Annotated in this window: 13 protein-coding genes; 9 read left to right on the top strand and 4 right to left on the bottom strand. The window is 30.6% G+C overall.

The genetic code is table 11. From position 1 onward, the window contains the following. Positions 1–266 precede the first annotated feature (266 nt). Genes GQR95_RS01225 through GQR95_RS01205 form a run of 5 tightly spaced genes read left to right on the top strand, consistent with a single transcriptional unit; the run spans position 267 to position 6059 of the window. Entirely contained in the window at positions 267–1715 is a 1449-nt protein-coding gene (locus GQR95_RS01225) for an MBOAT family protein (RefSeq protein WP_159021433.1), read from the top strand. Continuing rightward, complete coding sequence (locus GQR95_RS01220; RefSeq protein WP_159021432.1) at positions 1716–2624, top strand: hypothetical protein; 909 nt, start codon at positions 1716–1718, stop codon at positions 2622–2624. 16 nt (positions 2625–2640) lie between these two features. Continuing rightward, on the top strand, positions 2641–3618 hold the full coding sequence (locus tag GQR95_RS01215) for a GNAT family N-acetyltransferase (protein WP_159021431.1): 978 nt from the start codon (positions 2641–2643) through the stop codon (positions 3616–3618). Continuing rightward, the gene (locus GQR95_RS01210) at positions 3615–4715 is read left to right on the top strand and encodes a DegT/DnrJ/EryC1/StrS aminotransferase family protein (RefSeq protein ID WP_159021430.1); all 1101 of its coding nucleotides are present in this window, start codon (positions 3615–3617) and stop codon (positions 4713–4715) included. The genes GQR95_RS01215 and GQR95_RS01210 overlap by 4 nt, the downstream gene beginning before the upstream one ends. After that, entirely contained in the window at positions 4716–6059 is a 1344-nt protein-coding gene (locus tag GQR95_RS01205; RefSeq protein WP_159021429.1) for an O-antigen translocase, read from the top strand. It begins immediately after the preceding gene. Here the strand turns inward: GQR95_RS01205 and GQR95_RS01200 are convergent. After that, positions 6056–7204, bottom strand: coding sequence for a glycosyltransferase (locus GQR95_RS01200; RefSeq protein WP_159021428.1), 1149 nt, complete (start codon positions 7202–7204; stop codon positions 6056–6058). The two genes, GQR95_RS01205 and GQR95_RS01200, sit on opposite strands and share 4 nt — an antisense overlap. 33 nt (positions 7205–7237) lie before the next feature. Between GQR95_RS01200 and GQR95_RS01195 the strand changes: the two genes are divergently transcribed. Both GQR95_RS01195 and GQR95_RS01190 read left to right on the top strand, forming a co-directional pair. Then, complete coding sequence (locus GQR95_RS01195; protein ID WP_159021427.1) at positions 7238–8341, top strand: glycosyltransferase; 1104 nt, start codon at positions 7238–7240, stop codon at positions 8339–8341. After that, positions 8338–8748, top strand: coding sequence for an FdtA/QdtA family cupin domain-containing protein (locus GQR95_RS01190; protein ID WP_159021426.1), 411 nt, complete (start codon positions 8338–8340; stop codon positions 8746–8748). The genes GQR95_RS01195 and GQR95_RS01190 overlap by 4 nt, the downstream gene beginning before the upstream one ends. On the opposite strand, the gene GQR95_RS01185 is transcribed toward GQR95_RS01190, so the two are convergent. From GQR95_RS01185 to GQR95_RS01175, 3 genes are all read right to left on the bottom strand, one after another. Continuing rightward, positions 8731–9678, bottom strand: a complete 948-nt coding sequence (locus tag GQR95_RS01185; protein WP_159021425.1) for a glycosyltransferase family 2 protein — start codon at positions 9676–9678, stop codon at positions 8731–8733. The two genes, GQR95_RS01190 and GQR95_RS01185, sit on opposite strands and share 18 nt — an antisense overlap. Continuing rightward, positions 9675–10568, bottom strand: coding sequence for a glycosyltransferase family 2 protein (locus tag GQR95_RS01180; protein ID WP_159021424.1), 894 nt, complete (start codon positions 10566–10568; stop codon positions 9675–9677). The genes GQR95_RS01185 and GQR95_RS01180 overlap by 4 nt, the downstream gene beginning before the upstream one ends. An 88-nt stretch (positions 10569–10656) precedes the next feature. Continuing rightward, complete coding sequence (locus GQR95_RS01175; RefSeq protein WP_159021423.1) at positions 10657–11343, bottom strand: cell division ATP-binding protein FtsE; 687 nt, start codon at positions 11341–11343, stop codon at positions 10657–10659. 186 nt (positions 11344–11529) lie between these two features. On the opposite strand from GQR95_RS01175, the gene GQR95_RS17015 reads away from it, so the two are divergent. After that, a complete protein-coding gene (locus GQR95_RS17015; RefSeq protein ID WP_370514519.1) occupies positions 11530–11988 on the top strand; it encodes a tol-pal system YbgF family protein in 459 nt (152 codons plus the stop codon). Positions 11989–12077: 89 nt separating this feature from the next. Next, a complete protein-coding gene (locus GQR95_RS01170; protein WP_370514518.1) occupies positions 12078–14549 on the top strand; it encodes a tetratricopeptide repeat protein in 2472 nt (823 codons plus the stop codon). Positions 14550–14617: the final 68 nt, after the last annotated feature.

The following is a 14617-nucleotide window of genomic DNA, read 5'->3' as shown; positions in this document are numbered from 1 at the left end:
AACAAATGATTGTTCTTGTTTTTTGTGGTTTTTAAAACTGAATTATTGTAAAAAGATTAGACTTTAAAAGCGGCATACAAAATTTAACAAGACATAGAAATCTTCTCTTTTAAATTATGAAATGCTTAAGTAAATAAAGTAAAACTCATTGCTAAATAATTATATTCGTGATTAAATAAATATTCACAATTTAAGTTATAATTTTTAACCTTATTTACAGATGCCTTATTTGTAAGTCTAACGGTTAATGCAGACGATTACTATTTATGCTATTCAACTCTTTAGATTTTGCAGTCTTTTTACCCATAGTTTTTATACTTTATTGGTTTGTCTGTAATCGTAATTTAGGGTTGCAAAATGTACTAATCGTTACTGCAAGTTATTTTTTTTATGGTTGGTGGGACTGGCGTTTTCTATCTCTTATCTTTTTTAGTACGTCTGTAGATTATATTATAGGCCTAGCTATTTCTAGGCAGCAAGATGTTTTTAAAAGAAAAGTATTATTATGGATTAGTATTGCTGTGAATATAGGTTTGCTTGGCGTTTTTAAATACTATAATTTCTTTCTCGAAAATTTTGTGAATGCGTTTTCTTTATTCGGAAGTGATTTACGTTATAATTCGTTAAACATTATTCTGCCAGTAGGAATCAGTTTTTACACCTTTCAGACATTAAGTTATACTATAGATATTTATAGAAAGCAGCTCGAACCAACTAAGAATTTTGTCAGTTTTATGGCTTTTGTCAGTTTCTTTCCTCAGTTGGTTGCTGGTCCGATAGAGCGTGCTAAAAAATTATTACCTCAGTTTGAAGCTAAACGGACTTTTAATTTCGATAAAGCTGTAGATGGGTTAAAACAGGTGCTTTGGGGATTGTTTAAAAAAATGGTGATTGCAGATAATTGTGCCTTTTACGTCGATACGTTTTTCGGTAATCATGAGGCATATTCAGGAAGTACGTTGTTAATAGGTGCGTTTTTCTTCACTATTCAAATTTATTGCGATTTTTCAGGGTATTCAGACATTGCCATTGGAGTGTCAAGATTATTCGGATTTAACTTATCTAAGAATTTTGCCTTTCCGTACTTTGCTAAAAATATAGGCGAGTTTTGGCGTCGTTGGCATATTTCTTTAACCACTTGGTTTAGAGATTATGTATATATTCCGTTAGGAGGAAATCAAGGATCTAAAATGTTTCACGTTAGAAATGTTATCATACTTTTTATTTTAATAGGATTTTGGCATGGTGCAGCTTGGAAATTTATTGTTTATGGATTTATAAATGCATTATATTTTTTGCCTTTAATTCTATGGAGACGAAAACGAACAGACAAAAAAAAGGAGAAAACAAATCATCTTATTCCTAGTAAAGCAGAGCTAATAGGTATTTTAAAAACATTTAGTTTTTTGGTTTTGGTGCGTGTGTTTTTTAGAGCAGACAATTTGCAAACGGCCATAAGTTATCTAGGTAAAATATTTTCAGCATCATTATTTTCTATTCCGCAGTTTGCAAATAGAACAGGTGCGATTCTTGTCTTTCTTTGTATTCTTGTTTTTCTAGCTATAGAATGGGTGGGAAAAACAAATGAATATGCCATAGAAAAAATAGGAGGGCGTTGGAAGCGCCACTACAGATGGGCATTCTATTACGTACTTGTATTTTGTATCTTTTACTTTTACGCCAAACCACAACAGTTTATTTATTTTCAATTTTAAATGAAAAAATTCTTAAATCTATTCTTGTTATTCGCTCTGCCTATTTTAGTGGTTGGTTGCACTATGGAATTTTTATTACGGCATATTCCCAACCAATATCAAGTAAAATCAGATTACCTAAATACACATCAGACAAGTATAAAAACACTTTTAGTGGGAAGTTCTCATATTTTGTATGGTGTTAATCCCGATTTTTTAACAGAAGAAGCACTAAATTATGGGAATGTATCTCAGACAATAGATATAGATTACAATATTATACATCAGAATATAACTAAATTAGACAGTTTAGATACTGTTGTATTACGTCTGTCTTATACAACACTTTTTGAGCAGTTAAAAGCAGGAGACGAAAGTTGGAGAATTAAAAATTACACGATGTATACAGATGTAAACCTGGATTCTAAAATGAAACATCATTTTGAAATTTTTAGTGTTAAGCTGAAGTATAATTTAGAACAGATTTATAATTTTTATATTTTAAATGAAACCCCCGAGTTTGTAAATGCATCGGGTTGGGCAACTAACAATTCGCATTATAACCTTGAAAAATTAGAAGCATTAAGTACATTAATTGCCAAGAAACACACCGCAAAAACGGATGATTTATATGCAGATAATTGTAGATATCTGGATAAAATTATACAAGAATGCGACGATAAAGGCATTAAAATTGTGCTAATTACTACGCCCGCTTATCGTGATTATGTCGATAAACTGGATAGTTTACAACTAGAAAAAACAATTTCTGTAGGAGTTTTAATGCAAAATAATTACAGTAATTGTTTGTATTTTAATTTTTTAAAAGATAAACGTTTTGGAAGACAGGATTTTATAGACGTAGATCATCTAAATGAACAAGGTGCGGAAAAATTTTCAAAAGTAATTGATAGTATACTTACCCAATAAAATGTATTTTTAGGTAATGAATCAATTTAGAATAAAGCGTTACCAAGCGCAAGATTTCGAGCTATGGAATGCTTTTGTGTCTAAAGCAAAAAATGCCACCTTTCTATTCTATAGAGATTTTATGGAATATCATAAAGACAGGTTCGACGATTATTCTTTATTAATTTTTAAAAACGATAAATTAATAGCACTTTTACCCGCAAATTATAAAGACAAGGTATTGTATTCTCATCAAGGTTTAACCTATGGTGGTTTGTTAGTAGAGCCTAAAACAAAGTTTGAAGTTGTTTTCAATATTTTTAAGGCATTACTTGAATGGTTGTCTTTTGAAGGAATTTCTACTTTAAATATAAAGCTGTTACCAACAATTTATACTGCTTTGCCAAACGACGAAGTGTTGTATTTAATGTTTTTGCTGCATGCAGATTTATACCGTCGCGATGCTTTGTCTGTTATTAATTTAAAATCGCCCATTACATTCTCGAAAAGTAGAGTAGAAGGATGTAAACGCGCTAAAAAACATGAGTTAATTATTAAAGAAGTCGATACTTTTGATGCCTTTTGGAATATTATTTTAATTCCTAATTTATCTGAAAAGCACCACGCTTCTCCTGTGCATAGTTTAGAAGAAATTACCTTACTTAAATCTAAATTTCCTCAAAATATTCGTCAGTTTAATGTGTATCAAGGTCAAAATCTTGTTGCAGGAACTACAGTGTTTGTAACAGATCATGTTGCTCACTCTCAATACATTTCGGGAAATGTTTTAAAAAATGAAATAGGAAGTTTAGATGTTTTACACGCACACTTAATAGAAACTGTGTTTAAAGATAAATTGTATTTCGATTTCGGAACTTCTAATGAAAATGTAGGGAAACACATTAATAAAGGACTCCAGTTTTGGAAAGAAGGTTTTGGTGCGCGTACAATTATTCAAGACTTTTATACGTTAGAAACAAAAACTTTTAAAGCTTTAGAAGATGTTTTTATATGATTAAATTTTTAGACCTACATAAAATTAACGAACGCTTTCATCCGGAATTTCAATTAAAATTTCAAGAGTTTTTAGATTCAGGATATTACATTCTAGGGCAAGGTGTTCAAACTTTTGAAACCGAGTTTGCTAAATTTTGTGGTACAACCCAAGCTATTGGTGTTGGTAATGGTTTAGATGCGATTACACTTATTTTAAAAGGATATATCGCTTTAGGTAAGTTACACGAACAAGACGAGGTTTTGGTACCCGCAAACACATATATCGCGAGTATTTTAGGAATTATTCAAGCAGGTTTAAAACCTGTATTTGTAGAGCCGGATCTTGCTAGTTATAATATGTCTGTTTCCGATTTAGAACAAAAAATCACTTCGAAAACAAAAGCTATTTTAGTGGTTCATTTATATGGACAATTGGCAGAAATGGACGCCATTAATAATTTAGCAAATCAAAACAACTTATTAATTATAGAAGATGCCGCACAAGCACATGGAGCCATTTATCATGATGGTAGAAAGGCTGGTAATTTAGGAGATGCTGCAGCTTTTAGTTTTTATCCGAGTAAAAATTTAGGCGCATTAGGAGATGGAGGAGCTGTAACCACTAACGATGAAGATCTTGCTAGTACCGTTAAAAAACTCCGAAATTATGGAACAACTTCAAAGTATGTAAATGCATTAGTTGGCTGTAATTCTAGGTTAGACGAAATTCAGGCCTTGTTTTTAAGTGTAAAATTAAATTTATTAGCGTCTGATAATAATAAGCGCCGAAGAATTGCAAATAGATACCTTGCAAATGTTAAAAATAATAAAATAATTTTACCTTTATACCCTGGTTCTTTATCGCATGTATTTCATTTATTTGTAGTTAGAGTTGCCCAAAGGGAAGATTTTGTGTCTTATGTTAAAAAACACAAGATAGAGACCTTAAATCATTATCCAATTCCACCTCACAAACAAGTGGCTTTAAGTGATTTTAATCATTTAAAACTTCCAATAACAGAGCAAATTCATAATACAATTGTAAGTTTGCCCATAAGTCCAGTCATGGAAGATCATGATGTGGATTATTTAATAAATGTATTAAACGCATATTAATTGAAGAAATTAATAGATTATATAAATAATAATGTTTTAGTTAAAGTTGCCTCTTTAAATTCGGCATCTGTAATTATAAAAATCGTGACAGGTTTTTTAACTTCAAAAGCGATCGCTATTTTTATTGGCGCAGAAGGTCTAGCTTTAATAGGGAATTTAAGAAACTTTGTAAGCTCTATGCAATCCTTTGCTATTTTAGGAATGTATAACGGTATGGTAAAGTATATTGCCGAGTTTAAAAACGATACCGTCCAGCTTAGTAAAACATTATCTACATCGTTTTACATTGGGTTTATCTCGACCATAATTGTTTCTTTTGTGTGTTATTTTAATGCAGAATTTATAAACACACTTATATTTCCTACGTATAACGATTATGCTTATGTAATTCGTATTATGGCCGTTGCACTACCGTTTTATTCTATGAATATGTTTGCGTATTCTATAATGAATGGTTTTTCAAAGTATAGAATGCTTTTGGTTATTAATATTATAGGTCAGATTTTAGGATCTTCAATCACTTTAATTCTTATTTATCAAAATAAAATAGATGGTGCATTAATTTCTATAGTTATTGCAGAATCTATTATCTTCTTAATCACTTTAGTGGGGGTTGTTAATCAGCGAAGTTTAATACCGCTTATTCGCTCTAGTCAGGTTAGTTTTACAAGTATAAAAAACCTGAGTTCTTATTCTGTAATGGCTTTATTTACAGCCATTGTATTGCCACTTGTAGCCATTTCTATACGAACATATATTATTGATAATGTTGGTTTTAAAGATGCTGGTTTTTGGGAAGCAATGACCAGGATTTCTAAATACTATTTAATGTTTGTTAGCTCGTTAATGTCGCTTTATATTTTGCCTCGTTTTTCTGAAATTGACAATAATAAAGAGTTTAGAGATGAAGTCTTTGGGTTCTATAAAACCATTATTCCTGTGTTTGGATTAGGGTTGTTAGTTATCTTTTTATTAAGACGTTTTATTGTTGCTATTGTGTTTACAGACGAGTTTAAACCTGTTGAAGACTTATTCTTATGGCAACTTTTAGGAGATTTTGTAAAAGTACTTTCTATTGTAATATCGTATCAATTTTTAGCAAAAAAGATGTTTTGGCATTACATTATTACAGAAGCATTTTCTGTAATGACGTTGTATTTAACAAGTGTTTATTTTATAGATCTGTATGGCGTTAAAGGAGCTACAATAGCTCACTTTGTAACTTATGTTATGTATTACGGGATTATCTTACTTATTTTTAGTTCATCATTATTTGGTGTAATACCAGATGACGGAATTCTTCATCAGGGCGATGATGATCATGAGGATAAAGAAGAAGATTAATCTTCTAACTGGCTATTCCATAAGTTTAAATATAACTTCGCAGCGTTTATATAATAATGTTTGTCTACAATAAAATGGCGCGCATTTTTAGAAATAGATTCAATTTTATTCGGATTCAGAATTAGCCATTCTAAAGTATTTATTAAATAGTTTACATCTGGTAATGCATTTATAGCAACAGTGTTTTCTTTTAAGTTATAATACTCTAACCACTCTTGTTCTGCTCCTGTAAAGACTACTTTTCCTTTAGCCATAGCTTCAAGTGCATTAAAACCTTGGTCGTAAGCATAAACCTGATCTAAGACAATGTGTGCTTTATTAAACGCTTCAATATATTCGGTGTAAGGCAGATCTGTAACCGTTAAAATTTCAACTTTATCTTTATATTTTTTCTGAATTTCTTCTAAAGCCTCCGAGAAGAAATTGTTTCCTTTTTTATAGTATTTAGATGCGTTAATTCCGTGAAATATTACAATTTTTTTAGACGTAGAAACTTGTGTAAACTCTAAAACATCTGTGTTTATTGGGTTAGGAGCAAGGCCTAAATATTTAGATTCATTTTTTAAAGGAATATGATAGTCTAAATCTGAGGCAATGACACCTTTAATATTTTTATAAATATATTGATGTAAGTTTTTATAAGATTCTGAAGTAAATTTTAAAGCATAATAAAAAGATTTCTTAGATTCTTTTTCTTCAAAATATGGTGTTAAAATAGAATATTTAAAACCGTTATTGTAAGCGAAATTTACACTGCTGTAATCTGTTCCGCAGGATAGTAAAAATACATTTTTGTTATTCCTGAAGATGTATTCTAGCAGCTTTTTTTCTGTTTTAGGAATCGTGTTAAACGCATTTTCATTTATTAACTGAACAACATCATAGCCTTTAAGTTTATCTTTTATGGCGTAAAATTGTTTTTCAATATCGTGAGAAACTAAATCAAACTTAAAAAGTTTATAGATAACATGTTTTATGAACTTAACCCAAGGTGTTTGGTAATTTTCATAGAGTTTTATGTCTACCGGATAGTCTTTAAAATCGTCTCCAAAACCAATAATAGTAACCTCGTGACCTAATTTCTCTAAACCTTCTTTTAAAGAATTATGAAGTCGGCTGTATTCTCCTATTAATAAGATTTTCATTTAGTATATTTGATCGTTTTAAACCCTTAATCATTGCAAAGTAACAATAAAAAGATATGTATTGTAGCATCCTCTTTAGGAAAAGGAGGAGCAGAACGCTCGGCTGCGCAATTATCTGTAATGTTACACCGTTTAAATTACGATGTGCATATTGTAATTGTACTAAATCATATCGATTTTGAATACAAAGGCACGCTCTTAAATTTAGGAGCTTTAAAAGATAAGGATAATACTGTTTTAGGACGATTTAAGCGTTTGCAACATTTTAAAACGTATTTAAAAACACATGATTTTGATGTCGTTATAGATGGAAGATCTCGAGTGCAAGCCTATCGGGAATTTTTAATTTCTAAATGGATTTATGCTGATATTCCTGTAATTTATGTACTTCATTGTTATAATGTTTCTATTGCGTTTACGCCTTATAAGTGGTTAAATTCTTATTTATATAAAAATGAAAAGATGGTTGCTGTTTCTAAAACAGCTGCTCAGCATTTTAAAAGCACATTACATTTAAATCAGGTTGAATGTATTTATAATGGCTTCGATTTTGAGATGCTAAATGTGAAAGCAGATGCAATAAAAGTAGAAGATCTAGATATTGAAAATTATATTATTTTCTTTGGAAGAATTCACGACGAACCTAAAAATTTAAAACTGTTGTTAGACGCGTATAAACGGTCTAATTTACCAGAACAAAACATAAAATTATTGATTGTTGGCGATGGAACAGATTTAAAAATGATTCAAGATTACGTGCTAAAATTAAATTTAGATGCTAAAGTTGTATTTAAAGGATTTACATTAAATCCGTATCCTTATGTTAAGCATGCGCGTTTTGCTGTGTTAAGCAGTAGGCATGAAGGTTTTCCTATGGTTATACCTGAAACATTAGGTTTAGGAACTCCTATGGTTTCTGTAAATTGTAATTCTGGCCCCAGCGAAGTAATTACATCTGGATATAATGGGATATTGGTAGAAAATTTTAATGCTCAAGCGCTATCCCAAGCCATGAATAGTTTTATATTAGACAATACCTTATATCAAACTTGTAAATCTAATGCGAAAAAAAGTGTGCAACGATTTGCGGTTAAAAACATAACAAACGATTGGAAACTACTATTAGACAAAATATGACTTCAAAAGTAACCGATTTACAGCGTATTGAAATTCCGAAGATTAAAGATGTTCGCGGGAATTTAGCGGTGATAGAAAAGGATTGTATTCCGTTTGAAATTAAACGCGTATATTTTTTGTACGATGTTCCTAGCGATGCCTCTCGTGGTGGTCATGCACATAAAACCTTGTCTCAGTTTTTAATCCCGGTAAGCGGTAGTTTTCAGGTTCGTGTAAAGGACGGAGAAGGAGAGCGTTTAATTACTTTAAATAAACCGGATATTGGTTTGTTAATTGTGCCTGGAATTTGGCGTGAAATCGAAAATTTTTCTTCTGGATCTGTCTGTTTAGTTTTAGCTTCAGCAGAATTTAATGAAGACGATTATATAAGAGATTACGAAGATTACGTGTTATTTAAAAGAACTTAAAAACAAATTAGATTGTTGTAAAAAGACTTGAATATTTTTTGCAGTAATTAACAACGTACGGTTACATTTTAGTATTAATTTTTGTTTCCAATTTAAATTTTTGAAATCTATTTTACTCTGGTGTTCTTTAAATTTAAGCTCATTTCTGTCTACTTTATACTTTAAAGCTAAAGCAAATCGATTTAAATCTATATATTTTTTAAGCGATTTATTGTCTCTGGCAGCAGCTTCATAATTATCTAAGTTTATAAAATTCCGAAGACTTGTACTGCTATTAGAAATTCTGTTTTCTGCATATAAATTATGAGTTGCTGTTACGGTATTTGTAAAAGCGACAGGGTAATTAATGGCTAATTTTATCCAGAGGTCTGTATCTTCTCCTGCACCTAAAGTAATACTTTCATCGAAACCATGTACAGCAATAAACGCCCGTTTTGGAATAGAAACGGCAGAAGTCCATGCAATACAATTTATAAAACTGGCTTCAAAAAAATCAGGAATAATACCACTCCAATCTGTGATTTTAGGAATACTATTATAGGTTGATGGGATAATCTTATGTTTTATTTTTTTCTGATATGCGGTACAGTATAAACCACAACTAGGATATTCTTGATATAAATTAAAAAGAGTTTCTAAGTGATTTGTTTCCCAAGAATCGTCTGCATCTAAAAATACAATACGATCTGAAGTTGTTTTTTTTACTCCAAAATTACGAGCAAAACTAACACCCTGATTTTTTATGGTAAATATTGAAATTCGAGACTCATTAATGTTGCTTACAATGTCTTGACTTTTATCTGTAGATCCATCGTTTACAACAATAATTTCAAAATCTTTAAAACTTTGATTAATTACAGTGTTAATCGTGTGTTTTATATGATTCTGCTTATTGTAAAGGGGTATAATTATAGAAAAGTAAGGCTTCATTTAGTCTTTTTATCTACATAACACATATATGCAATTCTATAAAATTGAAATAGTGAAATTGATGGGTTTTCACTTGTTAACTGTTTTTTTATTGCAGGATGTGATGTTTTGTAAATATAAGAAAAGAGATGATTTAGATGCGTTTTTTTTAATAATTGAAACAAACACAAGATCTTATTGTCTTTGTTTTTAATAAGATTCTCCCGAATTAACTTTAAAAGTGTTTGTGTTGCTTCTTCCTTTTTTAGTAAGTATACGTTATTACTTTCTAGTCCTAAATGGTAAACCGGATTATTTATGTGTAAGATTTTAGCCTTATTTTCTTTTAGTTTAGACCCAAAATAATTGTCTAACCCATAAGCGTTGTAAGTAATATTAGTATTTATGGCATTAAACACGTGTTTTCTCATGCACATGTTTGCAGAAACAATGTTTTTAAACGGTAAAGGTTTTCTTGTTTCGGCTGTTTGAGATTCGTATTTTATACCGTATTTCCAACGTAAAAGAAATTCAGGTTTCGGAGGCGTGTCTTTGTATGTAATTCCTCCAAAAATGGCATCGATATCTGTATTTAAATGAGAAATATAATTTGCTATAAATGTATTGTTTTTAGGAAGTGTATCTGAGTCTAAAAAGAGTAACCAATCAAATTTTGAAGCATAGGAAAGGCGTTGTCTTGTTTCTGTTCTACCCTTATTTTCTTCAGATTTAAAAAAAGAAGTATGGATAAGAGATTCAATAACCTTGTTTTTTAAAACATATTCTTTGTCAGAGCCATCGTCTAAACAAAGAATTTCAAAAGGGATATTGCAAGCAGTAAGTTGTTTGTGAAGTGTTGTAACTAAATGCACAACACTATAATTATATATAGGAACTAATACTGATAACATTTTAAATTGGGTGAGCTGTAATACATGTAAAACAGTGCTTTTTAATTAAAAGGAGACATGTTTTTTTTGTGTAAATATTACTGTTTCATTATTCTGTTTTACGCTGTACCACTTCGAATAACTGATTGTTATCGCACTTTAATGTTTTACTTGGGTATTTTAAAAGCAGTGCATAATCGTGAGTTGCCATTAAAATGGTATTTCCGTTTTTATTAATATCTAGAAGTACTTTCATAACTTCTATACTGGTTTGCGGGTCTAGGTTTCCAGTTGGCTCATCTGCAAGAATAAGTTCTGGGTCGTTAAGTAAAGCACGGGCAATGGCAACACGTTGTTGTTCGCCTCCAGAAAGCTCATGAGGAAATTTAAAGCCTTTTGTTTTCATTCCTACTTTTTCTAAAACTTCGTCTATACGTCCTTGCATAGCTGCTTTATCTTTCCAACCGGTAGCTTTTAGTACAAAACGTAAATTTTCATTAATATTTCTATCAATTAAAAGTTTAAAATCTTGAAAAACGACACCTAATTTTCGTCTTAAAAACGGAATTTCTTTTTCCTTTAAAGCTCTTAAGTCAAAGTCTACAATGCTACCTTCACCTTGTGTAAGAGGTAAATCTGCATAAAGGGTTTTCATGAAACTACTTTTTCCTGTTCCCGTTTTCCCAATTAAGTACACAAAATCTCCTTTGAAAACTTCAACATTTACATTAGAAAGTACAAGACTATCGCCTTGAAATATAGAAACATCTTTTAATTGGAGAACAGTTTGTGGCATAATAATAGATTGTTTTTTAAGTGTTGTAAATGTATCATTTTATAATAACTTATAAAATAGAGATAGATTGCTTTTTATTAAAAAAAAATATTTTTCAATTTTGTATTTTTAATGAATAATATTTTCGTAAATTTTCGTTAAAGGATGTAATTAAATTATCTTTGATTTAAATAAAACTTAAGGTTAATGACTAGAAGTAACATTATACTATTTTTATTTGCAATTGTTATGAGCGGCCATATGCTGGCACAACAAACTGCAATATATACGAATGATCAGGCAGATTACTTAAAAGCACTGTCTTTATATAATAGTAAACAATATTTGGCTGCTCAGAATATATTTACAAGTATACAGAAGAAGACCAATGAAGAAGTAATGAAATCGGAATGTGCATATTACATTGCGAGTGCTGCCATTCGATTAAATCAAATTAAAGCAGACGATTTGGTTGAAGAGTTTGTTACTGAATATCCAACAAGCCCAAAACGAAACTCTGCTTATATAGATGTTGCAGATTTTTATTTTAAAAGCGGAAAATATGCGCGTGCTAAAAAATGGTACGATCGTGTAGACGAACGTGCTTTAACTGTTTTAGAAAAGGATAGATATATAATTTTAATAAAGGTTATACCGCATTTGTAACTAAGAATTATAAAAACGCTAGAAAATATTTAGCTAAAGTAGAAAACTCTAGTACTTACGGTGCACAAGCCAAATATTATATTGGTTATATGGCATACGATAGTGACGATGCTAAGGAAGCAAATCAGTATTTCGATCAAGTAAAAGATCAAGCGAAATACAAAGAGAAAATGTCTTATTATAAAGCCGATTTAAATTTTAAATTAGGGAATTTTCAGCAAGCGATTGCATTATCAAAAGAACAAATACCATATAGTAGCAGAGAAGAAGAATCTGAATTAAATAAAATAGTAGGAGAGAGCTATTTTAATTTAGGTAATTACAGTGAAGCCATTCCATATTTAAACTTATACGAAGGTAAAAGAGGAAAATGGAGTAATACAGATTATTATTTATTAGGATATGCTTACTACAAACAAGGAGATTACGAAAGTGCAATTTCTGAGTTTAGTAAAATTATTAGTGGTTCAAATAGTGTTGCACAAAATGCATACTATCATTTAGGAGAAAGTTATATTCATTTAGGTAAAAAGACAGAAGCTTTAAATGCTTTTAGAAATGCTTCTCAAATGGATTTTGTAGCACAAATTCAAGAAGATGCTACGTATAATTATGCTAAAATTAGTTACGAAACAGGAAACCCATACGAATCTGTTCCTTCTGTGTTATCAGGTTATTTAACAGCGTATCCAGAAACGGCTCACCGTGCAGAAATAGAAGGCTTGTTAGTAGATTCTTATATCACATCTAAAAATTACACAGCCGCATTAAAAATATTAAAAGATAAAAAAGATACAGCAAGTAAAGAAGCTTACCAAAAGGTAGCTTTTTATAGAGGACAAGAATTACTTAGGGAAGAAAAATATGAAGATGCATTAAGTTTCTTCGATAAAGCTTTAAAAGAACCAATAAATCCAGAGTATACTGCTCGTGCTAGTTTTTGGAGAGGAGAATGTAATTATAGCTTAAATAATTATGACGATGCTGTTTTAGATTTTAAAACATTCTTACAATTTACAGGAACAACTAACCAAGAAAGTAAAACAGTAGATTACAGTTTAGGTTATGCTTACTTTAAACAAAAAGAATACTCTCAAGCTGCAACGCATTTTAAAACCTTTACTCAAAATTACAACGAAGATCAGGTTAAATTAAACGATGCTTATTTACGTTTAGGAGATAGTTACTTTGTGTCTAGTAATTATGATAGTGCAACAAAAGCGTATAATTCTGCTATTAATTTAGATCAAATAGAACCAGATTATGCAGCGTTTCAAAAAGCGATGAGTTATGGATATATCGGGAATTCTAAAACCAAAGTTTCAGATTTAGAAAATTTCATAGATACTTATCCTAAATCTAAATTAAGAGACGATGCGATGTATGAGTTGGGAAATTCATACACAAAATCAAATGAGATAGACAAGGCTGTAAAAATGTATAACAGGTTGAGTTCTGAATATAGAATGAGTTCGTTAACACCTAAAGCAATGCTTCGAGAAGGATTAATTTTTTATAACGATGGTAAAAACGAAGGTGCTTTAGCTCGTTTTGAAACTGTTGCAACAAATTATCCAGGTACACCAGAAGCCATTCAAGCAGTTGCTACAGCGCGTTTAATTTATATTGATATGGGTGAAGTAGATACCTATGCGGCTTGGGTAAGCACTTTAGCTTATGTAAGCGTATCAGACGCAGATTTAGATAACTCTACTTACGAGGCTGCCGAGAAAAAATATTTAGACAACAATACAAACGAAGCAATAAAACAGTTTAATGGCTATTTAAGTCAATTTGAAAACGGATTACACGCCAGAGAAGCTCACTTTTATTTAGCACAATTATATTATAAAAAAGGGTTAAAAGTAAATGCTGCACCACATTATAAATATGTTGTAGATGCTCCAAGAAGTGAGTTTACAGAAGAATCATTAATGCATTTGGCTCAAAGCTATCTTGATGGGAAAAGTTGGATAGATGCTATTCCAGTGTTAGAGCGCTTAGAAGCAGAAGCAGATTTTCCTCAGAATGTTATTTTTGCGCAATCAAACTTAATGAAAGCAAATTATCAATTAAGTAAATACAAGAGTGCAGTAAGTTATGCAAATAAAGTATTAGCAAATAAAACCATCGATAATAAAATTAAGAGTGATGCTCATATTATTATTGCAAGATCTGCGTTTAACTCTAACGACTTAGAGCTTGCAAAAGAAGCTTACGAAGAAGTTAGTAAAGTTGCAACGGGAGAAACTGCTGCAGAAGCTTTATTTTACAATGCGTATTTTAAACATAAAGATGGCGATTACGAAGGATCTAATGTTGCTGTTCAGCGTTTAGCTAAAGACTATTCTAGCTATAAATATTTTAGTGCAAAAGGCTTAATTATTATGGCTATGAATTATAAAGAATTAGGAGATGCCTTTCAGGCCACTTATATTCTTGAAAGTGTAATTGAAAATTTCAAAATGTATAGCGATGTTTATTCAGAAGCGAATAAACAACTTACAGAAATTAAAAAAGAGCAGGCTAAAACCAATTCTTCAGTACAAACCCAAAATTAAACTTGTAATAAATCTACTTATATCATGTATAAGACATTTCAATATATATTAACGCCTTTAATATTTCT

It is taken from the genome of Formosa sp. L2A11 (assembly GCF_009796865.1).
Taxonomy (GTDB): domain Bacteria; phylum Bacteroidota; class Bacteroidia; order Flavobacteriales; family Flavobacteriaceae; genus Formosa.
This window is presented reverse-complemented; position numbering and strand designations above follow the sequence as displayed.

Excerpts from the sequence above, each read along its gene's own strand:
- GQR95_RS01200 (WP_159021428.1), bottom strand. The coding sequence starts at position 7,204 with ATGAAAATCTTATTAATAGGAGAATACAGCCGACTTCATAATTCTTTA.
- GQR95_RS01180 (WP_159021424.1), bottom strand. The coding sequence starts at position 10,568 with ATGTTATCAGTATTAGTTCCTATATATAATTATAGTGTTGTGCATTTA.
- GQR95_RS17015 (WP_370514519.1), top strand. The coding sequence starts at position 11,530 with ATGACTAGAAGTAACATTATACTATTTTTATTTGCAATTGTTATGAGC.
- GQR95_RS01210 (WP_159021430.1), top strand. The coding sequence starts at position 3,615 with ATGATTAAATTTTTAGACCTACATAAAATTAACGAACGCTTTCATCCG.
- GQR95_RS01225 (WP_159021433.1), top strand. The coding sequence starts at position 267 with ATGCTATTCAACTCTTTAGATTTTGCAGTCTTTTTACCCATAGTTTTT.
- GQR95_RS01175 (WP_159021423.1), bottom strand. The coding sequence starts at position 11,343 with ATGCCACAAACTGTTCTCCAATTAAAAGATGTTTCTATATTTCAAGGC.
- GQR95_RS01190 (WP_159021426.1), top strand. The coding sequence starts at position 8,338 with ATGACTTCAAAAGTAACCGATTTACAGCGTATTGAAATTCCGAAGATT.
- GQR95_RS01170 (WP_370514518.1), top strand. The coding sequence starts at position 12,078 with ATGGCATACGATAGTGACGATGCTAAGGAAGCAAATCAGTATTTCGAT.
- GQR95_RS01185 (WP_159021425.1), bottom strand. The coding sequence starts at position 9,678 with ATGAAGCCTTACTTTTCTATAATTATACCCCTTTACAATAAGCAGAAT.
- GQR95_RS01215 (WP_159021431.1), top strand. The coding sequence starts at position 2,641 with ATGAATCAATTTAGAATAAAGCGTTACCAAGCGCAAGATTTCGAGCTA.
- GQR95_RS01220 (WP_159021432.1), top strand. The coding sequence starts at position 1,716 with ATGAAAAAATTCTTAAATCTATTCTTGTTATTCGCTCTGCCTATTTTA.